General features: G+C 62.1%; 31 protein-coding genes. 3 read left to right on the top strand and 28 right to left on the bottom strand.

The genetic code is table 11. The features are described 5' to 3' along the window. Window positions 1-44: 44 nt before the first annotated feature. From NKI16_RS00725 to NKI16_RS00650, 16 genes are all read right to left on the bottom strand, one after another. Complete coding sequence (locus tag NKI16_RS00725) at window positions 45-1,031, bottom strand: ABC transporter permease (RefSeq protein ID WP_023675789.1); 987 nt, start codon at window positions 1,029-1,031, stop codon at window positions 45-47. A gap of 280 nt (window positions 1,032-1,311) precedes the next feature. Next, a complete protein-coding gene (locus NKI16_RS00720; RefSeq protein ID WP_352623401.1) occupies window positions 1,312-2,754 on the bottom strand; it encodes a DHA2 family efflux MFS transporter permease subunit in 1,443 nt (480 codons plus the stop codon). Between the two features lie 226 nt (window positions 2,755-2,980). After that, the gene (locus NKI16_RS00715) at window positions 2,981-3,781 is read right to left on the bottom strand and encodes a 3-methyl-2-oxobutanoate hydroxymethyltransferase (protein ID WP_023675787.1); all 801 of its coding nucleotides are present in this window, start codon (window positions 3,779-3,781) and stop codon (window positions 2,981-2,983) included. Between the two features lie 37 nt (window positions 3,782-3,818). Further along, window positions 3,819-4,133: a MocE family 2Fe-2S type ferredoxin gene (locus NKI16_RS00710; protein WP_023675786.1), complete on the bottom strand. Its 315-nt coding sequence runs from the start codon at window positions 4,131-4,133 to the stop codon at window positions 3,819-3,821. A gap of 44 nt (window positions 4,134-4,177) precedes the next feature. After that, window positions 4,178-5,266 carry a fatty acid desaturase family protein gene (locus NKI16_RS00705; protein WP_023675785.1) on the bottom strand — a complete coding sequence of 363 codons (1,089 nt, stop codon included), beginning with the start codon at window positions 5,264-5,266 and terminating at the stop codon, window positions 4,178-4,180. A 91-nt stretch (window positions 5,267-5,357) separates the two neighbouring features. Next, window positions 5,358-6,539, bottom strand: coding sequence for an aldose 1-epimerase family protein (locus tag NKI16_RS00700; RefSeq protein ID WP_023675784.1), 1,182 nt, complete (start codon window positions 6,537-6,539; stop codon window positions 5,358-5,360). 34 nt (window positions 6,540-6,573) lie between these two features. Beyond that, on the bottom strand, window positions 6,574-7,356 hold the full coding sequence (locus NKI16_RS00695) for an ATP-binding cassette domain-containing protein (RefSeq protein WP_023675783.1): 783 nt from the start codon (window positions 7,354-7,356) through the stop codon (window positions 6,574-6,576). Beyond that, window positions 7,353-8,357 carry an ABC transporter permease gene (locus tag NKI16_RS00690; RefSeq protein ID WP_245274659.1) on the bottom strand — a complete coding sequence of 335 codons (1,005 nt, stop codon included), beginning with the start codon at window positions 8,355-8,357 and terminating at the stop codon, window positions 7,353-7,355. The genes NKI16_RS00695 and NKI16_RS00690 overlap by 4 nt, the downstream gene beginning before the upstream one ends. Before the next feature lie 61 nt (window positions 8,358-8,418). Continuing rightward, entirely contained in the window at window positions 8,419-9,360 is a 942-nt protein-coding gene (locus NKI16_RS00685) for a sugar ABC transporter substrate-binding protein (protein WP_023675781.1), read from the bottom strand. A 37-nt stretch (window positions 9,361-9,397) separates the two neighbouring features. Then, window positions 9,398-10,312, bottom strand: a complete 915-nt coding sequence (locus NKI16_RS00680; RefSeq protein WP_023675780.1) for a sugar phosphate isomerase/epimerase family protein — start codon at window positions 10,310-10,312, stop codon at window positions 9,398-9,400. A gap of 42 nt (window positions 10,313-10,354) precedes the next feature. Then, on the bottom strand, window positions 10,355-11,443 hold the full coding sequence (locus NKI16_RS00675) for a Gfo/Idh/MocA family protein (RefSeq protein ID WP_023675779.1): 1,089 nt from the start codon (window positions 11,441-11,443) through the stop codon (window positions 10,355-10,357). Between the two features lie 50 nt (window positions 11,444-11,493). Beyond that, window positions 11,494-12,567 (bottom strand): ABC transporter ATP-binding protein, encoded by a 1,074-nt coding sequence (locus tag NKI16_RS00670; protein ID WP_352458307.1) that lies wholly within the window; start codon window positions 12,565-12,567, stop codon window positions 11,494-11,496. 1 nt (window position 12,568) lies between these two features. Beyond that, window positions 12,569-13,660, bottom strand: coding sequence for an ABC transporter ATP-binding protein (locus tag NKI16_RS00665; RefSeq protein ID WP_352458308.1), 1,092 nt, complete (start codon window positions 13,658-13,660; stop codon window positions 12,569-12,571). Beyond that, window positions 13,657-14,616 (bottom strand): carbohydrate ABC transporter permease, encoded by a 960-nt coding sequence (locus NKI16_RS00660; RefSeq protein WP_352458309.1) that lies wholly within the window; start codon window positions 14,614-14,616, stop codon window positions 13,657-13,659. Before NKI16_RS00660 ends, NKI16_RS00665 begins: the two co-directional genes overlap by 4 nt. Then, a complete protein-coding gene (locus NKI16_RS00655; protein WP_254820511.1) occupies window positions 14,613-15,473 on the bottom strand; it encodes a carbohydrate ABC transporter permease in 861 nt (286 codons plus the stop codon). Before NKI16_RS00655 ends, NKI16_RS00660 begins: the two co-directional genes overlap by 4 nt. Window positions 15,474-15,551: 78 nt before the next feature. Then, on the bottom strand, window positions 15,552-17,165 hold the full coding sequence (locus NKI16_RS00650) for an extracellular solute-binding protein (RefSeq protein WP_352458310.1): 1,614 nt from the start codon (window positions 17,163-17,165) through the stop codon (window positions 15,552-15,554). A gap of 372 nt (window positions 17,166-17,537) precedes the next feature. Here NKI16_RS00650 and NKI16_RS00645 point away from each other — a divergent pair, with 372 nt between their 5' ends. Together NKI16_RS00645 and NKI16_RS00640 are read left to right on the top strand one after the other, a co-directional pair. Then, entirely contained in the window at window positions 17,538-18,569 is a 1,032-nt protein-coding gene (locus NKI16_RS00645) for a LacI family DNA-binding transcriptional regulator (RefSeq protein ID WP_023675775.1), read from the top strand. A 172-nt stretch (window positions 18,570-18,741) separates the two neighbouring features. Continuing rightward, window positions 18,742-18,960: an SIP domain-containing protein gene (locus NKI16_RS00640; protein ID WP_352458312.1), complete on the top strand. Its 219-nt coding sequence runs from the start codon at window positions 18,742-18,744 to the stop codon at window positions 18,958-18,960. On the opposite strand, the gene NKI16_RS00635 is transcribed toward NKI16_RS00640, so the two are convergent. The 3 genes from NKI16_RS00635 to NKI16_RS00625 all read right to left on the bottom strand — a co-directional run bounded on the left by NKI16_RS00635 (window position 18,957) and on the right by NKI16_RS00625 (window position 21,062). Next, on the bottom strand, window positions 18,957-19,379 hold the full coding sequence (locus NKI16_RS00635) for an aconitase X swivel domain-containing protein (RefSeq protein ID WP_023675772.1): 423 nt from the start codon (window positions 19,377-19,379) through the stop codon (window positions 18,957-18,959). The two genes, NKI16_RS00640 and NKI16_RS00635, sit on opposite strands and share 4 nt — an antisense overlap. Beyond that, a complete protein-coding gene (locus NKI16_RS00630; protein ID WP_352571255.1) occupies window positions 19,376-20,626 on the bottom strand; it encodes an aconitase X in 1,251 nt (416 codons plus the stop codon). The genes NKI16_RS00635 and NKI16_RS00630 overlap by 4 nt, the downstream gene beginning before the upstream one ends. A 184-nt stretch (window positions 20,627-20,810) precedes the next feature. After that, window positions 20,811-21,062 carry a hypothetical protein gene (locus NKI16_RS00625; RefSeq protein ID WP_023675770.1) on the bottom strand — a complete coding sequence of 84 codons (252 nt, stop codon included), beginning with the start codon at window positions 21,060-21,062 and terminating at the stop codon, window positions 20,811-20,813. A 273-nt stretch (window positions 21,063-21,335) separates the two neighbouring features. Between NKI16_RS00625 and NKI16_RS00620 the strand changes: the two genes are divergently transcribed. Further along, window positions 21,336-21,668 carry a hypothetical protein gene (locus tag NKI16_RS00620; RefSeq protein ID WP_023675769.1) on the top strand — a complete coding sequence of 111 codons (333 nt, stop codon included), beginning with the start codon at window positions 21,336-21,338 and terminating at the stop codon, window positions 21,666-21,668. A gap of 211 nt (window positions 21,669-21,879) precedes the next feature. Here NKI16_RS00620 and NKI16_RS00615 read toward each other — a convergent pair whose 3' ends face one another. The 9 genes from NKI16_RS00615 to NKI16_RS00575 all read right to left on the bottom strand — a co-directional run bounded on the left by NKI16_RS00615 (window position 21,880) and on the right by NKI16_RS00575 (window position 26,506). After that, window positions 21,880-22,206: a hypothetical protein gene (locus NKI16_RS00615; protein ID WP_352614491.1), complete on the bottom strand. Its 327-nt coding sequence runs from the start codon at window positions 22,204-22,206 to the stop codon at window positions 21,880-21,882. Continuing rightward, window positions 22,203-22,382 carry a hypothetical protein gene (locus NKI16_RS00610; RefSeq protein WP_352614490.1) on the bottom strand — a complete coding sequence of 60 codons (180 nt, stop codon included), beginning with the start codon at window positions 22,380-22,382 and terminating at the stop codon, window positions 22,203-22,205. The genes NKI16_RS00615 and NKI16_RS00610 overlap by 4 nt, the downstream gene beginning before the upstream one ends. Further along, on the bottom strand, window positions 22,379-22,885 hold the full coding sequence (locus tag NKI16_RS00605; RefSeq protein ID WP_352614489.1) for a type II toxin-antitoxin system VapC family toxin: 507 nt from the start codon (window positions 22,883-22,885) through the stop codon (window positions 22,379-22,381). Before NKI16_RS00605 ends, NKI16_RS00610 begins: the two co-directional genes overlap by 4 nt. Further along, window positions 22,878-23,732 (bottom strand): hypothetical protein, encoded by an 855-nt coding sequence (locus NKI16_RS00600; protein WP_352614488.1) that lies wholly within the window; start codon window positions 23,730-23,732, stop codon window positions 22,878-22,880. The genes NKI16_RS00605 and NKI16_RS00600 overlap by 8 nt, the downstream gene beginning before the upstream one ends. A gap of 8 nt (window positions 23,733-23,740) precedes the next feature. Beyond that, window positions 23,741-24,670, bottom strand: a complete 930-nt coding sequence (locus tag NKI16_RS00595) for an IS1595 family transposase (RefSeq protein WP_352614486.1) — start codon at window positions 24,668-24,670, stop codon at window positions 23,741-23,743. A gap of 162 nt (window positions 24,671-24,832) precedes the next feature. Beyond that, on the bottom strand, window positions 24,833-25,066 hold the full coding sequence (locus tag NKI16_RS00590; protein ID WP_352594170.1) for a DUF2934 domain-containing protein: 234 nt from the start codon (window positions 25,064-25,066) through the stop codon (window positions 24,833-24,835). A gap of 86 nt (window positions 25,067-25,152) precedes the next feature. After that, window positions 25,153-25,365 carry a hypothetical protein gene (locus NKI16_RS00585; RefSeq protein WP_352594171.1) on the bottom strand — a complete coding sequence of 71 codons (213 nt, stop codon included), beginning with the start codon at window positions 25,363-25,365 and terminating at the stop codon, window positions 25,153-25,155. Window positions 25,366-25,489: 124 nt separating this feature from the next. After that, on the bottom strand, window positions 25,490-25,795 hold the full coding sequence (locus tag NKI16_RS00580) for a DUF1236 domain-containing protein (protein WP_023675766.1): 306 nt from the start codon (window positions 25,793-25,795) through the stop codon (window positions 25,490-25,492). A 342-nt stretch (window positions 25,796-26,137) separates the two neighbouring features. Next, window positions 26,138-26,506, bottom strand: coding sequence for a hypothetical protein (locus tag NKI16_RS00575; protein ID WP_352922195.1), 369 nt, complete (start codon window positions 26,504-26,506; stop codon window positions 26,138-26,140). Between the last annotated feature and the right edge of the window lie 20 nt (window positions 26,507-26,526).

The following is a 26,526-nucleotide window of genomic DNA, read 5'->3' as shown; positions in this document are numbered from 1 at the left end:
GTTTGGTATGTCGTTCGCGGCCGGCCCCAACCGTTCGCGTCAGTCTAAATGTCGCCTTGCTGCGCGGTCTGCTCGTCGCGCGGATTGATGAACCCATCGACGATGATCGCCGCCAGCAGGATCGCGGCCTTGATCAGGTTCTGATAGAGCAGCGGAATGTCGATGATGGTCATCGCGTTGAGCAGGATGCCGATCAGCGCGGCACCCACCAGCACGTTGCGCACCCCGCCCCGCCCGCCAGACAGACCGATGCCGCCGATCACCGCCACCAGCACGATGTCGTAGAGCAGCGTGGAATTGACGATGCGGGTGTTGATCGAATGCAGGCTGGCGGCGGTGAGCAGGCCGGCCACCAGCGAGACCAGGGCCGACAGCACGTAGCGCAGCACCAGCATCGGGCGCACTGGAATGCCGATGTTGCGCGCGGCGACCGGGTTGTCACCGGCGAAATAGACGTAGCGGCCCCATTTGGTGTAGCGCAGGAACAGGAAAAAGGCGAAAGCCAGCCCGGCGAAGACAAACACCTCGACCGGGATGTCGAGGAAACGCAGCCCGCCCAGAAGCTCGACCCAATGGCCGGGCGGCACCGGCACGGCGTCCTGTGTGATCAGTTGTGAACGCACATAGCCGAAGACGAAGGATGCGGTCGCCAGCGTCACGAAGATCGCCGGAACCTCGGCGTAGGCGACCAGGATTCCGTTCAACAGCCCGATGGCGAGAACGCCAGCGAGCACATAGGCGAAGGCCAGCCCGTCGGATGTTCCCGAATTCAGCAGTTGCAGATACCAGGCGACCGACATCGCCATGATCGCCACCGCCGACAGGTCGATGCCCCTGCCGATAATGACGACCGCCATGCCGAGCGCCAATATGCCCAGCACCGAGACCGAGCGCACGATCGCAACGAGATTGTTCGAGTTGATAAACCCGGGCAGTCCGATCGCGGCGGCAATGAACAGCACAACCGCGATGGCAAAGACAATGCCCTCCTGGTTCAGGCTTCTCCAGTTTAGCCAGCCGGTCGCGTTCATTGCCCGCTTTCACCCGCGATGGCTACGCCCTGCTCCCTCTGCGGCCATCGGAACGAAAGCTAATCGGCTCAAGACCAATTCGTCAAATGAATCCGCGCATTGCAGGCCGGCTTGCGAGGAAATTCTGCGGTTGGACGCGCCGATTGGCGAGGCTGGCGCAATGCCAGGAACTCAAGCACTTTTGCAATTAACCGTGCCAATCGAACCGCTCGCAAAAGTTTGTTCCACAACGAGCAAAGCAGGCAGAATTTATGTCCGCGCTCGCCGCGCAGTTTCTGCGTCAAATCCGCAAAACATGGCCCGAGACCTCGGCGCCGGCAGCCTTCGCCAACGCCAGAAAGCGGAACGAGGCGACGAGCCCGATTGCGCCGATCACCAGGAAGGCAAGGCGGAAGTCGACGAGATCGAGCGCTGCCGCGCCCCTGGCGATCTGTGACAGGTTGAGCAGTGCCGCCGCCACCGCCACGCCGAACAGCATCGCCACCTGCTGCAGCATGCTGGACAATGTCGCCGCCGAACTACGCTGCTGTGAGGCCACATCGGCGAAGGCCAGCGTGTTGAGCGCGGTGAACTGCATCGAGCGCGAAAGGCCGGCGATCAGCATCAGCACCACCACCAACGCTTGCGGCGTCTGCGGCGAAAGCGCCGCGCAGGCCATGATCGACAAGGAAGCGATCACGCCGTTGACGATCAGCACCGAACGGAAGCCGAAGCGCCTCAGCGTCGGCGTCGTCACCGCCTTCATACCGAGATTGCCGAGGAAATAGGCCAGGATCATCATGCCAGCATCGACCGGGCTCAGGCCGAAGCCGACCTGGAACAAAAGCGGCAGCAGGAACGGCGTGGCGTTGATGGCGATGCGGAAGATCGTGCCGGCCGACAGCGTCGAGATGGCGAAGGTCTGCACCTTGAAAGCTGTGAGATCGAGCAGCGGATGGTTGGCGCGTCGCAGATGCCGCACCGCCAGCCAGCCGACCAAAATGCCCGTGCCGAGCAGTGCCACGGTCGGCAACACACCCTCCTGCGGATGCGCGATGCGCTCGAGGCCATAGAGCATCGCGGCGAGCCCCACCGAGGTCAGCAGGAAGCCCGGCCAGTCGAGCGGCTTGGCCCCAGCTTCGCGGTCGCTGGGAATGAAGCGGGCAACCAGCGCCAAACCGGCAACCCCAAGCGGAATGTTGATGAAGAAATTCCAGTGCCAGGAGAGATAAGTGGTGATGAAGCCGCCAAGCACCGGCCCGACCACCGGCGCAAACAGCGCCGGCCAGGTGATCAGCGCCGTGGCGTTGAGAAGCTCGGATTTCGGCGCGTTGCGCAGCACCAGGATGCGGCCGACCGGCGTCATCAGCGCGCTGCCCAGGCCCTGAACCGCGCGTGCGGCGACGAACTCGGCCAGGTTCTGTGAGATGCCGCAAACGAGCGAGGCCAGCGTGAACAGGGCGATCGCCACGAGGAAGATGTTGCGCGCGCCAAAACGGTCGGCAAGCCAGCCGGACAGCGGCACGAACACCGCCATGGTCAGCATATAGACGGTGATGCCGATGCTCATCGCCACCGCCGGCACGCCGAAGGATTCTCCCATCTGCGGCAGCGAGGTCGAGATGATGGTCGAATCCAGAAGCTGCATGAAAAAGGCGACGGCGACGATCAGCGCCACCCGCCGAGCTTGCCGCGCCGCCGGCGCGGTTTCGGGCAAGGCTTTGTTTTCGGGAATGGCGGTCATGCACAGAACTGTCCGAAGGGGAATTTTCACCCGCTCCATCGGCAACCGCACAATTGTCCGGCAAACCGATGACGCACCGGTTTCAACAGCATCTGGCCGGTGCCGTCCAGACCTTGTCCAACAAACTTTCGTGTGGCATCGCAGCCGGCCATGCGATGACCTGGCCCTGGCGCCGAACCGGCCTTTTACGATCCGCGATGACGCTTTGTGCCGCTGCCGGGGCGTCTTATGCGGCTTCGATCTTCTCCAGGAACAGGCTGAGCTGGTCCGGGTCCATGTGCACGACGTGCCTGTCTTCGGGATAGGCCAGGCTGTTCACATCGGCGACATATTCGGAAAAGGCGGCGATGCGTTCGGCCTGCAGGCGATCGTATTCGGCGGCGAAATTGCGATAGACCTTGGAATGCCGAGGCATGTGGCCGCGGTTCTGGCCGAGGATGTCGTCGGCGAACAGATACTGCGCGTCACAGCCGGTGCCCGCTCCCATCGACAGCATGATCAGCGACGTGCGTTCCGAAATCGCCTTGGCCACCTCGACCGGCACCACTTCGATCTCGGCGCCGATCGCGCCGGCGGCCTCCAGTTGCTTCACCGCTTCGAACACCTGCATGGCGGTGTCGGCGGTCTTGCCGACGGCCTTGAAGCCGCCGGTCCAGGTGGCGCGTGACGGGATGAGGCCGACATGGCCGATTACCGGAATGGCATCGTCGGCCATCCGCTTGATGGTGGCGTACCCGGCGCTGCAGTAGACCGCATCGGCGCTGGCCTTGTAGAGCCGGAACGCCCAGCGGACGAAATCGTCGGCGGTGCCGATCTCGAAGAAATTCTCGCCCGGCATGGTGAACAGGCTGGGTGCCGCATCGCGGTATTGCGGATTGAGCACCAGCTCCGGCGGCACCGAGACGATATCGACGCCGGCGCGTTCGGCGGCCTCGGCCTCGTCCATCGTCAGCACGCGCAGCATGGTCAACTGCCGCTTGCCCTTCATGGCCCGCAGGTCTGCGACGGTCGGTCTTTTCCGGCTCATGGATTTTGGTCCCCTTTGCTACGTGACAGAAGGCCGGTCAGGCGATCTGGATCATCACCTTGCCAGCTTCGACCTTGACTGGATAGGTCGCGAGATTGACGCAAACGGGAGCGCCCTTCGCCTGGCCGGTCTTATAATTGAAGCGGCCATTGTGCTTGGGGCATTCGATGATGTCGTCCATGACAAGCCCGTCGGCCAGATGCGCCTTCTCATGCGTACAAAACCCGTCGGTGGCGAAGAATTCATCGTCCGGCGAACGGTAAATCGCGAAGGTGCGGCCGCCATGGTCGAAGCGGATGACATCTTCCTCTTCGACATCGTCCACGGCGCACGCTTCGACCCAATCGGCCATTCTATATCTCTCCTGAAATTTTCTGCATGGCGCCGGTGCGGTGCCTATTCAGCCGCCGCCGACATGTTCACTTCGTGGAACTCGCCACGATAGGGCCTGGCCGTTGGCGGCAGTTCGCGCTTGAGGAAATGATCCTCGTATTTGAGCTGCCTGAGCAGGACAGGCCAGACCTCGCGATAGGCATGCCATATCGACGGGTTCGGCTCCGGCAGATCGTGCTTGATCAATTCATGCAGCTTGGGCAGCGCGTGATAGGGCACCATCGGAAACATGTGGTGCTCGACGTGGTAGTTCATGTTCCAGTAGATGAACCGGCTGATCGGGTTCATGTACACGGTACGGGTGTTGAGCCGGTGGTCGACGACGTTGTCGGCCAGACCGATGTGTTGCAGCAGGCCGGTCATCACCATGTGCCAGGTGCCGTAGAGGCGCGGCACGCCGATGAGCACCACCGGCACCCACGACTGCATGTAGAGGGCGAGTGCTATCGTGGCGATGTAGATGGCAATATGCCAGCGCGCCGCGATGACGGCCTTGTGCTGTTCCATCTCGGGAACGTAGCTTTTCTCGTCGGGCGTCAGCTTGCCGAGCGCCTGGCGTACCAGCGCCGGAAGCGAATAGCGAAAATCAAGGATGCCGGTGAAAGCCAGCGCCGCACGCAAAAGGTCCGGCGGGCGCATCACGGCGATCTCGGCGTCGCGGCCGACGATGATCGTGTCTGTATGGTGCCGGGCATGGCTCCAGCGCCAAGTCACCGGGTTGCGCATCAGCATGAAGCTGGCGATCTGGTAGACGACATCGTTCATCCAGCGCGTGCGGAAGGCAGTGCCATGGCCGCATTCGTGCCAGCGCGAGTCGCTGGAGGAGCCGTAGAGCACGCCGTAGACGAAGAAGAACGGCACGCACCACCAGGTGCCCCAGAAATAGATGGCGCCGGCGGCGGAGCCGAGGATGGCGACGATCCAGATGATCGTGTCGCGGATCGCCGGGCCGTCTGAGCGCTGCATTAGCTCCTTGATCGCCTTGCGAGGGACATCCGTGTGGTACCACTCCGCCGAGGCCAGTCCCGTCTCGATCGCCCTGCGCGTGCTTTCGCCGACCAGGCTGTAATCGCGCTTTACCGTGCCAGCCATTGTGACCTCCGATTCCCGATCTGCCGCGAGCCCTCCCCGCTCCGGCCGGAGCCAGCCTCCCAACTGGTGTCCCGTATCTTGTTCGCCATTATCACGACCTGCCTCCAAGAACAGGAAAACGGCCCGACGGCTGCGGGTAGTCCTCTCGCGGCTGCCTGGCGATTGCCGCGATCCGGCTCTCCGCATCGGCGATCTCGCCGGCGCCGTCGAGAACCCGGAACACGGCATCGTAGGAGCGGCTCTCGCCGTGCTCCAGCCAGATCATCTCGCCGCGTTCGCGCGCGGCCAGATTTCCCAGCACATGATGCGTCGAGGGCTCGATGCCAAGCGCGTACTGCCCGGCCTGGAAATTCTGCCATTGATAGGCGCAAGGCAACTGGTCCTTGCGCGTGACCACCTGCAAGCCGAGGCCGAGCCTGTCGTTGACCACCGCGACCGGCACTTCGCCGGCGCTGTCGGCGCCGAGCTCGTGCTGCCAGACCTGTTCCTTGAATCCCGGTTGCGGCGCCGGCACCGTGCGGTAGCCGACCTTCTGCACTTCATAGCGCTCGCCGGCATGGCCCGCCCAGACGACGTCGCGGATCGGCGCCAGGTAGCGCGATCCTTCGTCGAGCACCGGATGGCTGATATTGATGTGGTAGAAATACATATGCGGCGTACGGTTGAAACCGTGATTGACGACACGGTCCGAAAGCCGGATCTCGTTGCCGCCGACATCGGCCTCGATCCGCCGCAGCAGGTGCAGATCCTCGCCGAATACAGTCGATTGCTGAACGATGCCTTCGGCCCACAACACGCAGCGGTCGCCGTCCCAGGTCTCGCCATAGCCGGTCAGCCGCGCCGGGATGGTGCTGATGCGGCCGTGCAGCGAATGGCGCACCATCGTCTTCGGCGGGTAGTTGTAGGTATCGGCCGGTACTTCGTTCATGAACAATATATGGTCGAGGCCGCAGGTCAGCAGAAGGCCGGAAAACGACCGCGCCCACGCCAATCCCTCCTCGCCTTCATATTCGTGCAGGCCGGGATGGCGAAAACCGCTCGGCGAGTGCCAGCCGATCGCCTGGCCCCTGAAATCGCAATCGGCGATATCGAGCGCCCGGTCGACCAGCGCGGTGAAGCGCAGGCCGGAGCCGGTGCGGAATTCGAGCATGCGGATGCCGCGCTCGACGCCGTCGCCAAGCGTCATCAGCCGCACGCCGGCGAACTGCGACAGCATGCCCGAGCGTTCCGAGACCTGCCGGCGCGACAGCGTCTTGCCGTAAAGCTCTACCATGTGACGGCCAGTTCTTTCACTTTGCTCCCGTCCTTCACTTCGCTCTCGTCTCCTTGAGCAGGGCCGACATGTCGGCGCCGGTGATGATGCTTTCCACGGTCAGCAGATCGGTGCCGGCGACCGTCTGCTCGGCGACGATCTCGCCGCGGCGCATAACGATGATGCGGTCGGCGACCTGGAAGACGTGATGGATGTTGTGGGTGATCAAAAGCACCGAGTGGCCGGCGTCGCGCACTTCCTTGACGAAGCGCAGCACGCCGTGCGTTTCCTCGACGCCGAGATTGTTGGTCGGCTCGTCGAGGATGATGACCTTGGCGGCGAACTGCATGGCGCGGGAGATGGCGATCGACTGACGCTCGCCGCCTGACAGCGTGCTAACCAGCGCATCGGCGTCGAGTTTCTTCGAGATGCCGACGCGCTTCAATAGAGCCGACGCAGCATCGCGCAATCGAGCGAGATCGAGCGGCGCGAACACGCCAAGCCATTTGAGATTGACCGGCTCGCGGCCAAGGAAAAGATTGCGCGCGATGCTGAGATCGGGAGCCAGCGAGGTGTCCTGGTGGATGGTCTCGATGCCGAGATCCATCGCGTCGCGCGTCGAGCGGATGGAGACCTTCTGGCCGCGCACATAGATGTCGCCGCGATCGACGGGAAAGACCCCGGAGATCGCCTTGATTAATGTCGATTTGCCGGCGCCGTTGTCGCCGAGCAAGGCCACCACTTCGCCCTCGTTGAGCGTGAAGGAGGCGCTCTTCAGGGCGCGGACGCTGCCGAAGGATTTTTGCAAATTCTGCAGCCGAAGCACTTCCATGATCAGCTCCTGGCGGCGTTCTTCTGCAGCAAAGCGTGCAGGATGAGCATGGCAAGGATGATGACGCCGACGAAGATGTTATAGGCGAGCCCGGGCACGCCGATCAGCACGATGCCGTTGCGGATGCTGCGCAGCATCAGCGCGCCGACGATGGTGCCTAGGATGGTGCCGCGCCCACCGGTCAGCGCAGTGCCGCCGACCACCACCATGGCGATCACTTCGAGCTCGTAGCCGGTGCCGGCCACCGGCGAGGCGGCAGAGATGCGGAAGGCGCTGATCATGCCGGCGAGACCGGCCAGCACCGAGGTCAGGATGAACAGCCAGATCTTGACCGCATCGGCCGGCACGCCGCGCGCCACGGCAGCGTTACGGTTCGAGCCGATAGCGCTGATCCAGTTGCCGAGCTTGGCGTAGTGCAGCACATAGATCGCCAGTAGCGACAGGCCGATGAACCACCAAAGCGAGGTATAGAAACGGAACGTTCCGATATTGAAGCTGCCGGCCAGCAGCGTCACGAAGAAGCCTGGCTGGTTCCAGGATTTCAGCGGAAAGCCTTGGGTGATGTAAAGCGCTGCCCCACGCACGACGAGCAACATCGACAGTGTCACCAGGAAGGACGAGATCCCGATCTTGGTGACGATCAGGCCGTTGATCGCACCGATCGCTATGCAGAGCAGCAGGCCGGCCAACAGCGCGACGCCAATATCAAACCCGCCGTTCTGCACCAGCAGCATGACGACGACCGGCGCCAGCCCGAACACGGCACCGACCGAAAGGTCGAACTCGCCCGCCGTCAGAAGCAGCGTCATGCCGAGCGCGATGATGCCGAGCTCGGGCAGGAACGCCATCATGTTGGAGATGTTGAGCGGCGACAGGAAATTCGCGTCGGCGATCGCGAACACCGCCAGCAGGACGATCAGGATGACGAGCGAAGAGAACTGCGGCGAGCGCATCAGGCTCGACCTGCGTTTGGCACGCGGCATTTCCTCTTCTGCGGCAATTGTCATGACAGTTCGAACCATACGCCAGGGTGACGCTCGCCGCCTGCGCGGCGAGCGTCAGTTTCAATCATTTGTTGTAGAGTTTCAGGATCGGTTCGACGCTCGAGGCGTCGTAGAGGCTGAACGTGTGAATGTCGTAGCCGATCGGTTCGCCCGCGGCGGCGAGACCGAGCAGCGCCACCGGCATGAAGCCCTGCGCCGATGGGAACTGCCAGGCAGCCGCGTTGATGAAGCCGGACTTGACTGACTCGGCGGTTTCCTTCGAATTGCCCCAGCCGACGACCGGAATCTTGCCGGCCGGCACGCCGGCGCCGTCGAACACCCGCTTGACGCTGGCCGCGACGGAATCGCCGAGCGCGATGATTGCCGGCGGATTGTTGGCAACCATGTAGTCGGTCATCTTGGCGATGATGCCGGCCGGATCGGTGCCGCAATCGACCACGTCATATTTGATGCCGAGCGGATCGAAGACGCTGGCAATGCCTTCGGTCTCGAGCTGCTGGTAGCTGGCGCCCGGCACTTCGACCGGCAGGAACACTTTGTCGCCCTGCTTCACCATCTTGTGGTCGACCAGATATTTCGCCCAGATGACACCGGCTTCCTTAAGGTCGGCGCCGACATAGGCCTGCCGGCCGGTTGCCGGATCGTCGGTATTGAAGAACACGATCGGGATGCCGGCCGCCTTGGCTGCCTTGACCTCCTCGGTCCACAGGCCGGGCTGCGCCGAGGTCGTGGCGATGCCGTCCGGTTTGGCGGCGAGTGCCGAGTTGAAGGCTTCCTTCTGCGCCGCCATGTCGCCGCCGCTGAACGAGATCTTGCAGGTCACCTTGAGCTGGTCGCAGGCCTTGGTGGCGCCGGCATTCCAGTCGATCCAGAAGGCATCCGACGGGCCGCCATGCGACAGCAGGTAGAACGTCTTCTGGGCGTCCTGCGCCAGCGCCGGCGTACCCAGCGCAACACCGGCGAGAACCGTCGCCGCGGCAGCGATTTTCAACGCGAATTTCAACATTTCTCTTCCTCCCTTGTTTCGTAGCCGAACCGCGCCATCACAGTCCGTTGGCGCGGAATTTTCCGTCGAGGAATTTCTTGGCACGGGGCACGTCGTCTTCCGAAAGATGCTCGATGATGACCGGGATGTTCGGATGCTTTTCGGCCAGCCGCTTGAGATAGAGGTCGTAATTCAGCGAACCGAGGCCGGGCGCCGGCAGCTCGATCTCGCCGACGCCGCGGAAGGTGTGGCTCTCCAGCGCGTCCTCGTCGCCGATGTCTGCGTGCTTTTCCGACTTGTCGCCGCCGGAACGCTTGACGTCCTTGGCGTGGGCAATCTTGATCTTGTCGGTCAATGTGTCGAACACCTGGTTCAGGATCTGGTCCATCCTGTCGATGTTGTGCGTTTCGAAATAGTTGGTCGGGTCCATCAGCAGGCCGAGGCCTGGGTGGTCGATCTGCGCGAACATCCTCACCGTCTCTTCGACCGAACCGACGACATTGTTGACATAGGTTTCGAGCAGGAAGACTGCGCCGTGGTCATAGGCGGTCTGGGCAAGGTCGGCGATGACCTTGCGGCATTCCTCAAAACCTTCCTCGGTCTTGTTCTTCGGGTGATGCACCCAGTCGGACTCGGTGTTGTAGGTACCGGTTTCCGAGATCACGTAAGGGGTGCCGAAATGGCGTGCGTTGCGGATGATCTCCTTCAAATAGCCGACGCGCCGCTCGCGCTCGCCCAGGTCCGGATGGATGATGTTGGTGTAGCCCGACACACAGCAGATCGGCAGATTGTGGTCGCGGAACGTATCGCGGACAGTCTTGGCCTTGTCCTTGGTGATCTGTCCGGCGGAAAGGTCGATATCCCTGAAATGCAGGTCGAGCTGCACGGTGTTGAAATCGAGCGCACGGATCTTCTGCGCGGTTTCCTTGAGGCCATACGGGAAATAACCCGTGAAAATACCTGCCTGCATCATGGTGTGAAGTCCTCCCTGTAAGTGATTCAGTCGTCCGGTGTTTCAGTTGATCGAGATTTCGGAAAGCTTGACGGTCCGGCCCTTGTCGATGGAGCGGTAGCCGGCTTCGACCAGCGCCATGGTCTTGACGTTGTCGGCGACGGACAGCGCCGGCGGCTCGCCCGTCTTGACCGCGTGCTGGAGCTGCTCCATGACGCCGATGAAGGCATGCGGGAACCACATCGTGTCCCAGCTGGGCGTCACCCATTCACCACCGGTGGTCTCGGTCGAGGCATAGGTCAGCGTCGAGGCAGAACCTGTCGGCCAGCCGATGGTGCCCTTGGCGACGCCCTTGGTGCCGTCGACGCGCCAGTTGATGTGCTGGTCGTCCTTGTAGCCCTCCTGGCGCGGACCGGACCAGACATCCTCAAGCGATACGGCGAGCACGCCCGACGGGAACTTTATCGTCGACACGGTGATGCCGTCCGAATGATCGAAGCGGGTGCGCGGATCCTTGCGGGTCAGGGTGGTGATCTCCAAGGGATCGCCGAACAGGAAGCGCAATACGTCGAGATGGTGGACGCTCATATTGGCGAGCGTCAGCCGGTCATAGTCCTCGAGGAAGCTCTGCCAGTGCGGGATCGCATGCATGTCGATCTGGGCGAAAACGATGTCGCCGAGCGCGCCGCTGTCGATGATCTGCTTCAAGACGCGCATCGACTGGTCGTAACGCATGTTCTGGTTGACCGAGAGGATCTTGCCTGCCTTGGCCGCCTCGTCGCGAAGTTTGACGGCCTCTTCAAGGGACAGCGCCAATGGCTTCTGCGCCAGGATCGCCTTGATATGTGCCTGCTTCAGAGCATGACGGATCAGTGCCGGCTGCTTGTCCGGCGGAAAGGCAAGGTCGATGATCTCGACGTTCTTGTCCTCGATGAGCTGTTCCGGCGTGTCGTGGACGGTTGGGATATCCCAGCGTTTGGCGACTTTCTCGGCGCTGGCCTTGGTCCGCGAGGCAATCGCCACCACCGGGAAACCGGCTTCCTTGTAGGCGGCAAGGTGACATTCGGCCATGATCATGCCGGCGCCGACGCAGCCGATCCTGTATTCCCTGGTGCGGACTTTAACGTCCGGCTCGAAGCCGTTGCCCACCATTTCTTGGCTTGCCATATGTTCCTCCCGAAGCTCGTTCCTTGCAGCCGCCGTCATCGTGCCAAGGCTCCCCCGCTCTGTCCGAAATAATGCACCCTGCCCGGCTCGCAGGATATCACTACCATCGCGTCCGGCCTGATGTCCGGCTGGCCGCGTAACAGCGCCCGCAGACGCGTCTTTCCGGCGGCGAGCGTCACAACGGTGTAGCCGCCGAGCGGCTCGACCTCGAACACTCGCGCCGGGCGGCCCGCGCCCCCCTCCGGCATTCCACCCGACCAAGACCTGACCTTGATGTCTTCCGGCCTGAGCCCGATCTCGACGGCATCGGCCGGCGCAGCCTTGTCCGCGACGCGGATCGTGCCTTCCGCCGCCTCCACGCCTTCCGCGCCGTGCACCGACTTCAATATATTCATCATCGGCGACCCGAGCAGCCGCGCCACATAGGTGCTGGCCGGCCGGTCATAGATCTCGGCCGGCGCGCCGATCTGCCTGATCTTGCCGTTCTCCAGAATGGCCATTCGGTCGGCGACCGACATCGCTTCTTCCTGGTCGTGCGTGACATAGATCAGCGTCTTGCCGAGCTCGCGCTGGATGCGCTTGAGCTCGACCCGCGTCTCCTCGCGCAGCCGGGCGTCGAGCGCCGAAATCGGGTCGTCCATCAGATAGGCGGCGGGATCCCGCACCAGCGCGCGGGCAATCGCCACGCGCTGCCGCTCACCTCCGGAAAGCTGTGCCGGCGGCTTGTGCAGGATATGGCCGATATGCAGCTTGGCCGCGACATCGGCGACGCGCTTTTCGATCTCGGCTTCGGCGACCCGGCGTTCGACCAGCGGAAAGCGGATGTTGTCGCGCGCGCTCATATGCGGAAACAGCGCCAAATTCTGGAACACCATGGCGACGTTGCGCTCGGCCGGCGACACCGTGTTGACCGGCTTTCCGCCGATCAGGATCTCGCCCGCGTCCGGGGTTTCCAGCCCGAGCACCAGGCGCAGTATCGTCGACTTGCCCGACAGCGGCGGCCCGAAGAAGCAGAAGAACTCGTTGTCGTTCACCGCGAACGACGCATCGTCGACGGCCAGCGTGCCGCCATAGCGTTTTGTCACATTACGGAAAACGATGTCGGCCATCTCAACCTGCTCTCAATGCAAGACCGGAGGCGGCGTCGAAGACGCGCACCGCCTCCGCCGCAGGCGCGACGACGGCTGTCTGCCCGATCGCCAGCCCGACATCATTGTCGAACACCGCCTTCACCGCAGTCTCGCCGTCGCCAAGGTGGATGATGGTGCGCGCACCGATCCGCTCGACGAAACTCACCGGCATGGACAGGCCACGGCCACCTTCAGCCAGCGTCACCTGCTCCGGTCGAAAGCCATAAAACACCTCGCCGCGCATCCTGCGTACGGCATCTGCGATCTCGACCGGCAGCGGCGGTGTCACGCCGAGCGGGCCGAGATCGATGACCAGACCTCGGTCGCTTTCCGCCGGCCTGCCCTTGAGCAGGTTCATGCCCGGCGCGCCGATGAAGCGGGCGACGAAGACATTGGCCGGGTTGTTGTAGACCTCGAGCGGCGTGCCGACCTGCTGCAGCACGCCGTGGTCCATCACCGCGATGCGGTCGGCCATGGTCATTGCTTCGAGCTGATCGTGGGTGACGTAGACCATGGTCTGCCGGAACTGCCGCTGCAACTGCTTCAGTTCGGTCCGCATCACTGCCCGGAAGGCGGCGTCGACATTGGAAAGCGGCTCGTCGAGCAGGAAGATCGCCGGCTCCATGATCGCCGAACGGCCGATCGCCACCCGCTGCAATATGTTGACCGACAGTCTGTCCGCCTTGCGGTCGAGCAGCGGCGTCAGTTGCAGCATCTCGGCAATGGCGTCGACACGGCGGCCGATCTCGGCCTTTGGTGCGCCGCGCATTTTCGGCCCGTAGGCGAGGTTCTGCCGCACGCTCATATGAGTGAAGATCGCATAGTTCTGGAAGACGAAGCCGACGCCGCGCCGCCCCATCGGCACGCCGGCCATGTCGCGCTCGCCAAACAGGATCTTGCCGCTGGTCGGCCCTTCCATGCCGGCGATCATGTTCATCGTCGTCGACTTGCCGCAGCCGGACGGCCCGAGCAGCGCCATGAACTCGCCGTCAGCAATGGCCAGGTCCATCGTCTTCAGCGCGGTGAAGTCGCCGAATTTCTTGACCAGGTTCTGCAGGTGGATGGTGCTCATGCCGCCACCTCGCGTACCCGGGCCATGCGTTTCATGGCAAACACCGCAGCGATGGACAGCACGATCAATATGGCCAGCGCGATTGCCGCCACATAGCCCCAGATCAGGTCCTGGGTGGTGAGCTTGTAGATGTAGACTGAGATGGTTTCGGTAGCGACGCCGGGACCGCCGCCGGTCATGATGTAAAGCGTGTCGAATATCTTGAAGTTCTCGATCACCCTGATCGCCAGCGCGATGATGATGATCGTCTTCATCTTCGGCAGCACGATGGTGACGAAGCGCTGCCACGGGTTGGCGCCGAGCAGCGTCGCCGCCTTGATCTGGTCGTCGGGCACGCCGACCAGGCCGGCAAGCAGGATCAGGAACATCAGCGGCGTCCACTGCCAGATGTCGGCGACCATGACGGCGATGAGCGCCAGCGTCGGGTCCGACAGCCAGGCGATGGTGACGGGAAAGCCTGAGATCGCCGACAGGATGTCGTTGACCGGGCCGCCTGACTGAAACAGCATGAAGAACATGTAGCCGGCTACCGCCGGCACCACCATCATCGGCATCAAGAGGATCGAGTAGAAGATCCGCTTGCCGGGGAACTCGTCGGCAAACAGTGTCGCGAGCGCCAAGCCGAGCAGGAACTCCGCCGGCACGCAGACGATCATGACGATGGCCGTGCGCTTCAGCGCACTCCAGAAGCGCGCATCGGCGGCAAGGTCGGTGTAGTTGGCGAAACTGTTCCACATCGACCAGGCGTTCCACCAGCCGGTGCCCGACAGCGGCGACCAGTCGGTCAGGCTGATGTAGAGCTGCATCAGGAGCGGGAAGACGGCGATGAACAGCACCAGGATCTGCGCCGGCAGCGTCAGCCGGAAGCCGAGCTTTGCGCCCTCGTCCGGCAGCACCGACGCCGCTTTGGAGGCTTGCATGTCGCCCTCCGAAATCGTCGCAGTCACCGCGCTCATTGCTTGAGCGCCCCGAAGGTCAGTCCGCGCACCAGATGGCGCTGGATGGCGATGCCCATGATGACAGGCGGCACTGCCGCTATCAGGCCGAGGGCTGCCTTGGCGCCGTAGAGCTGTCCGGTCATCGATGAGGACAGCGAGGCCATGTAGACGGGGACCGTCACCCATTCGCGCGTCGTCAGAAGCAATGCAATCAGATAGTCCGACCAGTTGAGGATGAAGACGAACAGCGCAGCACTGGCCAGCGGCGCGCGCATCATCGGCAGCGTGATGCGGGTGAAGACGCGCCACCGCGAGCAGCCCTCGACCAGCGCCGCTTCCTCGATCTCGCGCGGCATGTCGTCGAAGAAGGTCTTCATCAGCCAGAAGGCGAAAGGCAGCGTGACGATGCCGTAGATCAACGACAGCCCCCACCAGCTGTCGGTGAAATTGAGGAAGGCCCACATGATCATCACCGGGGTCATGACCGCCATTGGCGGAAACAGGCGAAGCTGAATCAGCGCCAGCGGCAGGTTCTGGCCCGAGCCGAAGCGCGACAGACCGTAGGCCGCCGCGGTGCCCGCCGACATGGCGATTGCCGTGCCGAATGTGGCCGACAGCAGCGATGACAGGATCGGCTTCAAAGCTGTGCGGTCGAGCGCGACGATCAGATTGTTGGTCGATTCACCGAAGACGAAGCGGAAATTGCTGAGTGTCGGGTTCTTCGGCCACCAGGTCAGGTCGGCGCCGGTCGCCGACCATTCGGCGATCGGCTTGAACGCCATCGACACCATCCACAGGATCGGCACCAGCGTCACCGCCATCGCCGCAAGGATCGCGGCATAGCGGAATATCTCGAAAGGAACTGAACGCTTCATCTTGCGGCTTTGCTGGGTCCTTCGTTGCCGAGGGGAAGAGCGACCGCTCCTCCCCTTCTTGGTAAGATCCTGCGACGATCAGGCGATCGGATCGAGGACGGTCGGCCAGGCCTCCTTGTTGGTCTTGATGGCTTCGAGAAGCTTCTCCTCGCCGGTGCGGCGGGCAATCTTCTTCCACTCGGCCTCGGTGTCGGCCATCGCCTGCTCGGCTGTCTTGGCCTTGGTCAGCGCGGCGACGAGGTTCTCGTCCAGCGCGTTGTGGAAGGCGGTGGCGCCGGGATAGTTGATGGTGGGCACGGTGCGGGCGACCGTCTCTCGCACCACGTCCATGTGGTAGGCGTGATAGGTCTGGCGAACCAGCGGATCCGAGAAATCCGATAGCCGGAACGGATCGAAGTAGCCGCCCGGATTGGCAGTCATCCAGGCGTAGATGCGGCTTGAGCCCAGCCACTGCAGGAACAGGTAGCAGGCCTCCGGATTCTTGGCTTGCGAGGACACCGACGCCGACAGATTGAGCCACAGCACCGACCGGCTGACCAGCTTGCCGTCGATTTCGCGGCCGGGCGGCAGCATCGAGCCGATCTTGCCGGTGACAGCTGAATCCTTGTTGCCGGCATTGTCGAGGAATTTCGGCAGATTGGAGAAGGCGCAGGTCATGGCCGCACCGCCCTTGGCGAAATTGCCGTACTGCTCCGGCCAGCCCCAGGAGATCGCGTCCGGCGAATGGTGCGAAAGCGAAGCGATGTACTCGCTGGTCGCCGCGATACCTTGCTCAGAATTGATCAGCGGCTTGCCGGTATCGTCGAACAAGAACTGATTGGGCGAAGCCATTGAGACATAACGCTGATACCAGTTGGTGTAGCCCCAGCCCTGGTTGCGCAGATCGGTCGAGCCGAACAGGCCCTTGTCCGGGCGCTGGAAGAAGGCCGCGATCTCGTCATGCTGCTTCCAGGTCTTCGGCGCCGCCAGTTCATAGCCGTATTTGTCGGAGAAGGCCTTCTTCTCGTTTGCGTCGCCGAACAGATCGGTACGGTAGACCCATGTCTGGAAGTCGCCATCCAGCGACACGCCGTAGGTCGAGCCGCGATACTGGTTGAGCAGCGAGACGCCCTTGGCGCCGTCGACATAGCCGCGCTCGGGATCGTCCCATTCCGGCTTGTATTGCGCGACGAAGTCGTCGAGCTTGAGGATGCCGCCGGTTTCGGCGAGGTCGCCAAGGCGGTTCCATTCGACCGCGTAGATGTCATATGCCCCACCCTTGGTGGAGATGTCCTGCATCGTCTTGGTGAATTCCTGGCCGTTTGGCACACCGACGATTTCCAACGGAATGCCGGTTTCCTTCTCCCAGAGATCCTTGATCGACGGCGCGCCGGCCGGAAACGGCTGGGTCAACTGGCCGATCGAGCCGTCGGACAGGCCAAGTACGATCTTGGCCGGCGCCTTGCCGGCGCCCTTCATCGCCTTGGCCGCCTCGATGGCGCGGCCCTCGGGCGTGTCGGCGCCATACTGGTAGCGCTCCGAGCCGTCGAAGCCCGTCGGGCCACCGATCATGCCGGGCGCCAGGGCATCGGCCGCATAGGCACGGCTTGGGCGAATGAATTTCGGTGCAATACCTGCGGCGGCAACAAGGACTGCCGCCTTTCCACCGGACGCCAGCAAACGGCGCCGCGACACGCGGATCAAATTCGACATTGGAACTCCTCCCTCAGGGCCTTGTTCCTCCACGGCCCTTATGATGGATATTGACGGCACTATACGAAGGCTGTCAACATCATAAATAATCAATACACCTCATAACATCTCATGGGAGGGGAAGAATGGCGTTTGTAAAGGCTCTCATACTGAAGCCGGTGCTTGAATTTGAGGGAGCCCGGCTGCCCACCTCCCCGCTTTGGTCTGCTTGGGCATTTTGGTGTAGCGCGGCGGCTTGCGCATCGGCCAAGGCCGGTTACATCATTTCCCATCAGAATCGCGGACGGCGATGAAGCCGCTCTCCGACGGTGGACCCATGAAATGCGTGATCTCGATGCGCCCCTGGCGCGTTTTGGAATGAGGTGATCGACAGTGCGGTCCACCCTGACAGACATAGCCCGGGAGGCCGGCGTTTCGGCCGCCACGGTCGACCGTGTGCTCAACAACCGCGCCGGGGTTCGGGCGCGCACCCGCGAGGTCGTGCTCGAAACGGCACAGCGGCTTGGCTATATCGCTGAAAATTCGAACAATCCGAACCAGCGCAACGCGGTTACTGGCGAGGTCATACGGCTGGATTTCGCCCTGCCCGCCGGCACCAATTCCTTCATCAAGATGCTGCACCGCCAGATCGAGGCGCAGGCGCAGGCGCGGCCGGACCTCGACGTCCGCGTCGCTACCATCGAAGGCTTCAATCCGGACCGGCTTGCGCGTCTGCTGCAGGAACTGCACGGGCAGACGCAAGGCGTCGGTGTGATCGCGCTCGACCATCCGACGGTCCGCGAGGCGATCCGCTCGCTTTCGGCCAGCGGCGTCAGGGTCGTCACCATCGCTTCCGACATCCTGCATGTGCCGCGGGTTGCCTATATCGGCATCGACAACCGCGCCGCCGGCCGGCTCGCCGGCTACCTTCTCAACCGCTTCATGGGTGCCGGGCGTCCGGGCAAGGTCGCGCTGTTCGCCGGTTCGCTCTCCTACCGCGGCCACGAGGAGCGCGAGATGGGCTTCCGCCACATACTGGCGGAAGAATCGCCCAATCTGCAGATCGTCGAGATGCGCGAGATGCTCGACGACCGGGAGAAGGCCTATTCGGAGGCCTCCGCCCTGCTCGACCGGCACCCGGACCTGGCCGCCATCTACAATGTCGGCGCCGGCAACACCGGCATCGCCCGCGCACTCAAGGAGCGCGGGCGCGCGCTGTCGACGGTCTTTCTCGGCCATGAGGTGACGGAAGGCACCAAGGAGCTTCTGCTCGACGGCACGCTCGACGCGGTCATCGACCAGAACCCGCGTGTCGAAGCCCGCGAGGCGCTCAACACCTTGAGCCATGCGGTCAGGGGCTTGCCTTACGAATTGCACCAGCCAAGACTGCAGGTGATTTTCAGGGAAAGCATCCCGGAGATCTGAAAGAAGGACCGAAGCCGATCATAGATGCGCCGCCCAATACGAACAGCGCCTTCGTCTCCGCCGCCGGCGACGACCGTCTCGGCGGCCAGTGCCTTGAACCCGCAAGACGGCGCAAGGACAGACACGCCATCGGCAGCATAACCGTCATGCTGCCCGATCGAAACCAGCGCATGTGCCCGCGCCCGCTATCACTGCCGACCATGCCATTTCGCTCCTGTGGGTAAGGTTGCTCGCATGGCCGACCGGTTCGGCATTCGGCTGGTTCGCGGCCGAAGCGGCAGCCGCCACGACGGTGCGCGAACACTGGCGCGGCACGCTGGCGCTCGGCCGCAACGAAACACTGGCGGCAGCCTACTGGCGGCGGGGCGCGGCGGGACTGATGGCCGGCTAGAGCTTGCTCACCATCGCTTGCGCATCTTCGCCCAGACCGATTGCGATCCGGTCGCCGGAGACAATGCCTGACATGTCGCAGACAACCAGCGGCATGCTGATTTCGTAGAGGAATTCGGCAACGATGGCGCCGACGGCAAGGATCGGGTCCGGCCGCTCCAGGATAATGCCGGCCGGCGCCGTGCCTCTGCGGATCGCTTCGGCCAGAACCGAAGACGAGGACGACGACCCTCGCCCGCTCGGCATCACCAGGATCTTGCCGGCGATATTGCCGCCCAGGTCCGGATGCGAATGGTCGATGATGTCGCCCGTTTCGACGTCGATCCCGCCCCAGAAGCTGAGCGCCTGCGAAAGCACCAGCGCTGGGCCTTGTGCCGAGCCGGAAAGGTGGAATGTACCGGTTCTGGCCGGCGTCTTCATGGCGCGCCTCGCACGACGCGGCCGGCCGCAGCCGAGCGGACGCAGTCTTCCATGTCACCGAAGGCCACCGAGACACCGATATTGCCAGGTGCGTAATGCGCCCATTTGCCCGAATTGGTCATCACCACGCCATCGAGACGCTCGAGGATCGACGTGACATAGGTGCAGGTGTCGGTGACCGGAACGAGGCCGAAGGCTTCCATGCCGGCCAGTGCGCCTTCGTCCTGCAGCCGCGTCAGCGTCGCGCGCCCTGTGTTGACATAGATTGGGACACCCTTGCCTGGACCGACTTCGCGCAGCAGCGGCAACAGGCGCATCCACTCTTCATGGGAGAAATGCGGCGTGCCTAACGACACGGCTGCAAGCTGCACGCCGTCGGGGACGCTCGACAGCCTGGCCAGCGCATGGTGGATGTCAGCGCGAGAGATCCGGATTTTTTCCTCCGGCGCCAGGCCGTGCAACGCCTCATCCGGCGTCTTCGCCTCCGGCGTGATGCCGACGGCATGAAACAGCGCCACGGCACCCGTCGTTGCCGCCGCCGCCCCCAGCGCCTTCAATTGGTCCTCGTCGCGCGGCTGCGGCAGGCCCGATATGACAGGGATGCGGTCGCGAGCCCTTTGCCCGATGATCAGCCCGACGCCGACAAACAGAGCGTCGCTTGGCTCGAAAGCAGCGTCAGTCAGCTCGAACAGGACCTGGCCTCGTCGATTTTCACTCAGATGCAGCCCCCATGCCGGCGCGCGCCCGGTCATTGCGCAGCACAAATCGATAAAATCGCCATAGCGGTTGGTCCGCGCCCCGATCACCGAATTGGCAAAGACGATGGCGTTGGACTCACCCCAGGCGATCTGCTCGCCGAACCTTGGCCGGAACCGGGTCTGATAGGGTGCGCAGGTGAAGGTCGCCTGGCAGCCGAGTTCCAGATGCGCCTTCATCAGGCGTCGCGCCGGCGTTTCTTGCGACACCGGCATCTTCACCAATCCGGGATGGATGAGGTCGAACGAACCGACGTTCAGCGTCGTCGGCACCCGAACGCGGCCGCCGCCCTCGATCAGCATTTCGACGAAATCGAGGCTGGCCTGGCCGTGATAAAGGCAGCCGTCGATATGGGCACCGGCAATGTCCAGCAATTTGCGCGCGCCGACCGCCTTCGCGAAAGCGACCAGGATCTTCATGGCGGCAGCCGCTGCCGAGCCTTGCTCGCCATGCAGCATCGACTGGTCGCCGGCCGTCAATTCCAGCGTCATCGGCAAATTCCCGAGCCCACACTATGCCGATCGAGCACTCCCTGATTGCGGAGCGTCTGGCAAGACAGAGCTTTGGATCTCTTCTACTTCGCGGCGATCAGCGGACCAGACGTTCACAGCTCATCGCGAAGCAAGAGAGTCGCGAAGCACGGTCGCAGAGCGGGCGATCGCCGCGGAAACGACGCTATTCCTTCTGGGGCACCCCGTCGACTGCCCCGTCGCCATCTGCAGAATGCGGCAGGATGCCGAAGTCGCGCGACTTGGTCCCATGCGCCGCCGTCAGGAAACCATCGGCTGTGAGGCCTCGCCTCAAAAGTTCCCGTACCGCGGCCGACCGGCTCGGCATGCGCTTGTCGAAGCGCCAGTTCTCCAACGCCGCCAGTTCATCGGCGGTCAGCATGATCTGCAATCGTTCCGGGCGTTCCAGTTCGGACATCTCGGCCTCCAGTCATACCAGGCTAAAACTAGCTGAGTTAGCATGTTCCTAATTCTTCGTAGAGTTAGGTATGTTGGCAGAGTACGTCAAGATCTCCAGATGCGTGATCCGTGCAGAAATCCAATGAAGCGGATCAAGCATCAACCGCACAATCGACAAAATACACTAACTATTTGATACTAAATGATTTTTCAAGATTTTCGCTTGTCAATCGCCGACTCTGGGCGCATGGTGAAAGCGAGGGATAAACCGCTCCTGAAGGGAAGGTTTTCCATGCGCTACGGATTTTCGGTTCGCCTGCACGAAGACGTCAGTTCCCGAGTTCGGGCTACATTGCGGTCCGGGATTGCCATCAATCTGACTGCTGTCGCCGAAGCCGCGCGACTGCAGAACCTCGCCGAGAATGTTGCGCGCGAAGACATCGAATGGCTCGTCATGCAAGCAGCCCAGCTCTACGGGGCGGCTATCGAGTTCGACGGCTTCGCGGAAACCGATCTGGCGGAGTTTGCGTGCCCTCAGCTGATGCAAAGAAGCCCCGCCGTGGGCTGGGACGCCTTGGAAGACGGAGCGTCCGCTTCGCCGGATCCTGGCCGTCAAACACACTGAGGCGCGTGCTCGTGTGAGCCCCGCCCTGCTGCCGCCACGTGCAAGGCGGTAAGTAGCCCGCCATTGGGATGGCGGGCTTGGCGCCGACGAATCTCGCGCCTGAATATGAGCTCTGCACTGGCAGGCACGAGGAATGGCTGTTGCCATTGCCTGGGCAGGGCAGTTCCGCCGTGACCGGACCGATCCGGACAAGGCGGGGCGATTATGTACTTTACAAACAGGGAGGTCTGAAGACGCGGGTAGCCCCCTCTTCGGGGTCGATCACCAACACAACGTTTTCTGGGTTTTGCCAAGGCAGCGACATCACGTAGGCCGCAAAGTCGTCTTCGGAGAAATGGTTGAAGCCGCCGCCAGCTACAAACATTTGCGGATGCTTGCTGCCGCCAAAGCTAGCCTCGACGCTGTTAAGTTGTTGGAAGGGGCCGGCGCGCTCCGCTAGCCACTCCTGTATGCGCTCGAAAAGAACGGGCTGACCGTTCGGGCTCGAACAATCTTCAGCAATAGATGTACAAAGCACCACACCGCTGACGACGCTCATCGTGCCTTCTTGCCCTTCGGCTTTTGCTTGTGGTCAGCCGGGGTACGCGCCAGCTTGCCCATTAGGGCATCGGCATCGGATTTCCCTTCGTCCGCTTCAATCTCGCGCGCCTTCTCTATGAACGCGCGCGACTGTGTTGCGTCATCCCGCTTTGCGGACTTGTGCTTCGCGGTCATTGGGCGCCCTCAAATATATCGTGCTGCGGCTTAGGTGGCTTAGGCGTTGGTTTTGGAGGGCAGATTTTCAGCGGCTTGCCATCAGCGCGGTTCACCTTACCGTCCAGCTTGAGCAAATCGGCGCCATCGAACGTGTGCATCTCATCGACGTTCAAGGCCAGCGCCGTTGCCAAATGGATGCCATCGGAGGGCTTCTTGCATTCGGTGTGATGTCTCATAAGCCTTCGACAGGCGACACCAATCTTTTCGTCAACGACGACCGCGCGAATCCATCTTTGCCGCAGCAACAATTCGATTTGCTTATCGCCATCCTCAGAAAGCGGCTTGCCGGCGTCCTCGCACTTCGCCTTGAAGACCTCCGCAAAGGTGAAGAATGACGTGTAGATCAGTACGTCGCCGGCTTCGGCTTCCTTCCACACTGCGGCACAATTATTCAGCTTGCCCGGCTCCTGGTTTATGAGGCCGAGAAACGTACAGGAATCCCAATACACTCTTTTAGCCAAGCCGCCCTTCGTGCAATTGCTCTAAATATTCGTGAGGGTCCATCCCCGCCGTAAAATCAGGATCAAGTATCGCTTCCAAATTCACAAGAGGGGCAAACTCAATTTCCCGCACTTCGACCGCGTCTATGGTCTGCAATTTTCCGCCGGCGATGTAGTTGAGCCGCCCATGTACCCCAAGGGTTTTTCCCTTCCAAATATCGCTCATGGAATGCTCGTCACCGAACCTTTCGATTAGGTCTCTGGAAAGAGTGCACCAGATGAAGCCATACATTTCGTTTTTGATCTGGATAGCCTCTCTATTGCGATAGCGACCAGCCGCAAGCATCACGCCTTCAATCTCGCCGAACGACTGTCGCGGCACTAGATCTTGCTCGAAATCCATCACGTTGAAAGCATCAAGCGTGTTGATACCGGCTTTCGCCTGATCGGGCGTGATCGAGATCACGTCACCGTCTTCAAAATCAATATAAGTCTCACCGATGCCGTTTAGATTTCTGGCGAAGATGCCTTTGGCAACAGCGAAGGTATCGTGCGTCATCCATTCCGGAGGAGTGCCGCGCGTCATGAGGCTCCGAAGACCTTGCGAGACTTCGGCTTTGACGCGCTTAGCCATGGCCGACACATTGACCGAAGGATTGGACGCTTGCGCAACGGCAACGACAGTAAACGGGCTATTGGTGCTGGCTTTCTCCAGCCTCCACTCAAAACGCGAGTGCGGGTCGCCCATCGACTGCTGAGCGGCCTCAAATAGCTTCATGTGGTCGAGAACCTGCTGCATGGCGTCGGTGACGCTCAGCAACTTTTCGTCGGAGACGGTGGGGTGCACCGTTATGACGACACGGTCCATTTTCTCGCCTATTCCGCCCCGACGCCCGATGAGTCCCGGTACTTCAGTCGTTTTCCAACGATGCCAGCCATAGCCCTTACCGTCCGGTTGTTGTCATCGACGCCAAGCGCGATGCGGTTGCTGTAGCGAAAGTCGAATTCAGCAAGATAGCGGTGCAAGTGCTGCTCACCGCAATGCTGATAGATGCCCTTCATGCCACGCTTGAAGATCGAATAGTAGCCTTCCACGGTATTCGTATGCACGTCACCGCGAACATACTCGTCTTTGGAGTGCGTGACAAAATCGTGAGAGGCGAAATCCTGACCGGCGCGGCGATAGATGCCGGACTCGTCAGTCATGAGCGCGCTTTCCCGCGCGATGTTGGCGCGAACGATCGGCATGACATTGCCCATGCGAGCGGTATCGACATGGAAGGAACGAGCGCGACCGCCACGTTCGACCAGCGTAACGACAGAATTCTTGTGAGCGCCGCCGCCACGCTTCACCGGAGCGCCTTTCAGGCGGCCGATGTAGGTTTCGTCAACTTCGACCTGTTTGCCATCGCCGCCCATTGGGGACAGCACCCCGTCACGCATAGCCTCACGCAAGCGATGGAACATGAACCACGCGGTCTTGTACTGGACCTGCAAAGTCCGATGCAGTTGGTGAGCGCTGATACCCTTCTTGCTGGACGCAAGAAGGTGCGCCGCTTGCCACCACTTGTGCAGCGGCACATGGCTTGATTCGAACACCGTTCCGACCTTCACGGTGAATTGCTTCTTGCACTCCAAGCAGCGGCGAAGGCCGGTGCGAGCGGTTGGGCCAGAGACTCGGGTAATGCGCGCCTGTTCGCAGTTGCCGCACTTCGGGCAAATCGGACCTTCGGGCCAAACAATCGCTTCCAGCCGCTCAAAAGCAGCTTCTTCGTTGTGGAAATGTGGCTCGGAAAGGACGCTCATAACCCGGATTCCTACTGTGGATTCAAGGTATCAGGCATCGCCGTGTTTGTAAAGTACATAATCGCCCAAGGCGGCCGGGCCTATACCATGAACGTAGCCTATAATGGATCTGAATTCTGCCGTTTGGACGCGTTCAATCCAAGTCTGCCTAAATCCGCTCGTTCACGCTTTGCGTGGTCGCGCCTTGGGTTTGCTTCCGTCCTTGGTGACGGGCGCCGGCTTAGGCTGGCGTGCTTTCGGCTTCGGCCGGCTGGCGGTCTTCTCTTTCGCGGCGATTTCCGTGTCGATTTCTGTGGTAGCCTGATCCCAATGCTGCTGATGCGCCCCATCGGGCCTGCCTGCCTGTTCCCAGATCGCGTGTGCCCGCTGGCGAATCCGTTCCTGCCTGTCCGTCACTGATACCTCCGTCGGCTCGGTTCATGCGTAAGCAACGCTGTTCTAGCTGAAATTTCGACCCGCGTCTTGAGGCGCAGGCAACACCGTCATTGAGCCTCTCTGTCACACAGGACAGCGACGCCAAGGAGCGCCGCCTTCTTGATGATCAGCCCTTCAAGGTCGGCGTCCGAGCGCTCGGTTCCGGTGCGTTCGCGCAACAGTGCTATCGCCGCCTTCATCGACAGCAGGCCATCGCCTCGTTCAGCAAGCAGTTTGTCGACGGCGGCGGCCACGTTGACCGGCTCGACATGCGGCAGCATGGGAATGGCTCCTTTCCTTGTTTCGAGACGACAGCGGCTCCATCCCGATCGCGCGGGATGGAGCTCTGATTTGGTTATTAGACCGTGACCTTTCCAAACCCGGTTCGCGGTTTGGCAACGCCGATCACTCGATGACCTGCACTATCTTGCGGGTGCCTGGGTCGACGAGCACGGTGCGATTGCCGACGACGACGTATCTGTACCGCACGTCTGGAACATCGATCGGTTGCAGCTCGACCGTATCGGGCAACGTGGAACCGATATTGAGCTCCACCCCCAGAAGACTGATCGACGCAAGCGGGTGCTTGTGGACGTATTCGCGGATGACCGTCTGCTGTTCGGGCGTGACAATCACCTGGTCCGCGGTGGCCACGCCGACGCCGGCAAGCAACGCCAATCCCGCCGCAGCAGGAACAAGGTGGATTTTCATCGTCTACTCCTGTTGTTACGGGCCTCGCCCTTACAATTGCGACGCGGCATTCCGGTCGAAGCGGCGAACCCTCTAGGCAAACGCCCACGCCACCTTGTTGTTCCGTAAGTGGCGGCTAATCGAACACCGGTGAAGTGCCCGCGCGATGCGGCGAATGGACTGCGAATGAACTGCGGTGGCCCGCGTCGCAAGACGCGGGCCGATCGGTTTCCCGATCAGCAGCGATACCGGAGGGGGGTGATATCTACTGCGTCTGAAATAACATTTAGGACAAGCTAATGTTCCTAAGCGAGTGCAACAAACCTGCCGGCGCAAGCGGCGCGAAGTTGCCGCTCGTCGCTGCTACTGCTTTGGCGGCTGTGGCGGCACCTCGCCGGGCTTGATCACCGGGGTCTTGCCCTCATCCGGCGGTGGCGCCGCCATGCCCTGATCGCCCGTTGGCGGGGGCTTCAGCACCCCACCGCATGGCTCGAGCGTATCGGACAAATTGTTGCCGGCCGGCTTCTGCTGCTCGCTGTTCTTGTCGGGCAGCTCGACTTTGCAGCGGTCGGATTGCGCCTGTTCGCCCGGCTGCGCGGCCGCCGGCACCGCCAGCAGCAGCGCACCGAGGCCTTGCCGGACGACACCGATGAACGCGTCATTTCGCGCGATCTCCAACGGGAAGGTGGTCCTTTCGACGAGGAATGAGCCACCGCCTTCCGCATTCTGCATCGGCGGTCGGATGAAAAACC

This window comes from Mesorhizobium sp. M0698, assembly GCF_040320455.1.
GTDB lineage: Bacteria > Pseudomonadota > Alphaproteobacteria > Rhizobiales > Rhizobiaceae > Mesorhizobium.
This window is presented reverse-complemented; position numbering and strand designations above follow the sequence as displayed.

Coding starts and splice junctions, on each gene's coding strand:
- NKI16_RS00675 (WP_023675779.1), bottom strand. CDS start 11,443: ATGGTGGGCAACGGCTTCGAGCCGGACGTTAAAGTCCGCACCAGGGAA.
- NKI16_RS00655 (WP_254820511.1), bottom strand. CDS start 15,473: ATGAAGCGTTCAGTTCCTTTCGAGATATTCCGCTATGCCGCGATCCTT.
- NKI16_RS00705 (WP_023675785.1), bottom strand. CDS start 5,266: ATGGCTGGCACGGTAAAGCGCGATTACAGCCTGGTCGGCGAAAGCACG.
- NKI16_RS00650 (WP_352458310.1), bottom strand. CDS start 17,165: ATGTCGAATTTGATCCGCGTGTCGCGGCGCCGTTTGCTGGCGTCCGGT.
- NKI16_RS00600 (WP_352614488.1), bottom strand. CDS start 23,732: ATGGACCGTGTCGTCATAACGGTGCACCCCACCGTCTCCGACGAAAAG.
- NKI16_RS00680 (WP_023675780.1), bottom strand. CDS start 10,312: ATGATGCAGGCAGGTATTTTCACGGGTTATTTCCCGTATGGCCTCAAG.
- NKI16_RS00685 (WP_023675781.1), bottom strand. CDS start 9,360: ATGTTGAAATTCGCGTTGAAAATCGCTGCCGCGGCGACGGTTCTCGCC.
- NKI16_RS00625 (WP_023675770.1), bottom strand. CDS start 21,062: ATGTCCGAACTGGAACGCCCGGAACGATTGCAGATCATGCTGACCGCC.
- NKI16_RS00700 (WP_023675784.1), bottom strand. CDS start 6,539: ATGGTAGAGCTTTACGGCAAGACGCTGTCGCGCCGGCAGGTCTCGGAA.
- NKI16_RS00715 (WP_023675787.1), bottom strand. CDS start 3,781: ATGAGCCGGAAAAGACCGACCGTCGCAGACCTGCGGGCCATGAAGGGC.
- NKI16_RS00575 (WP_352922195.1), bottom strand. CDS start 26,506: ATGCAGAATGCGGAAGGCGGTGGCTCATTCCTCGTCGAAAGGACCACC.
- NKI16_RS00710 (WP_023675786.1), bottom strand. CDS start 4,133: ATGGCCGATTGGGTCGAAGCGTGCGCCGTGGACGATGTCGAAGAGGAA.
- NKI16_RS00615 (WP_352614491.1), bottom strand. CDS start 22,206: ATGAGCGTCGTCAGCGGTGTGGTGCTTTGTACATCTATTGCTGAAGAT.
- NKI16_RS00620 (WP_023675769.1), top strand. CDS start 21,336: ATGCGCTACGGATTTTCGGTTCGCCTGCACGAAGACGTCAGTTCCCGA.
- NKI16_RS00665 (WP_352458308.1), bottom strand. CDS start 13,660: ATGAGCACCATCCACCTGCAGAACCTGGTCAAGAAATTCGGCGACTTC.
- NKI16_RS00610 (WP_352614490.1), bottom strand. CDS start 22,382: ATGACCGCGAAGCACAAGTCCGCAAAGCGGGATGACGCAACACAGTCG.
- NKI16_RS00670 (WP_352458307.1), bottom strand. CDS start 12,567: ATGGCCGACATCGTTTTCCGTAATGTGACAAAACGCTATGGCGGCACG.
- NKI16_RS00635 (WP_023675772.1), bottom strand. CDS start 19,379: ATGAAGACGCCGGCCAGAACCGGTACATTCCACCTTTCCGGCTCGGCA.
- NKI16_RS00660 (WP_352458309.1), bottom strand. CDS start 14,616: ATGAGCGCGGTGACTGCGACGATTTCGGAGGGCGACATGCAAGCCTCC.
- NKI16_RS00725 (WP_023675789.1), bottom strand. CDS start 1,031: ATGAACGCGACCGGCTGGCTAAACTGGAGAAGCCTGAACCAGGAGGGC.
- NKI16_RS00585 (WP_352594171.1), bottom strand. CDS start 25,365: ATGCTGCCGCATGTCGAGCCGGTCAACGTGGCCGCCGCCGTCGACAAA.
- NKI16_RS00720 (WP_352623401.1), bottom strand. CDS start 2,754: ATGACCGCCATTCCCGAAAACAAAGCCTTGCCCGAAACCGCGCCGGCG.
- NKI16_RS00690 (WP_245274659.1), bottom strand. CDS start 8,357: ATGACAATTGCCGCAGAAGAGGAAATGCCGCGTGCCAAACGCAGGTCG.
- NKI16_RS00580 (WP_023675766.1), bottom strand. CDS start 25,795: ATGAAAATCCACCTTGTTCCTGCTGCGGCGGGATTGGCGTTGCTTGCC.
- NKI16_RS00595 (WP_352614486.1), bottom strand. CDS start 24,670: ATGAGCGTCCTTTCCGAGCCACATTTCCACAACGAAGAAGCTGCTTTT.
- NKI16_RS00630 (WP_352571255.1), bottom strand. CDS start 20,626: ATGACGCTGGAATTGACGGCCGGCGACCAGTCGATGCTGCATGGCGAG.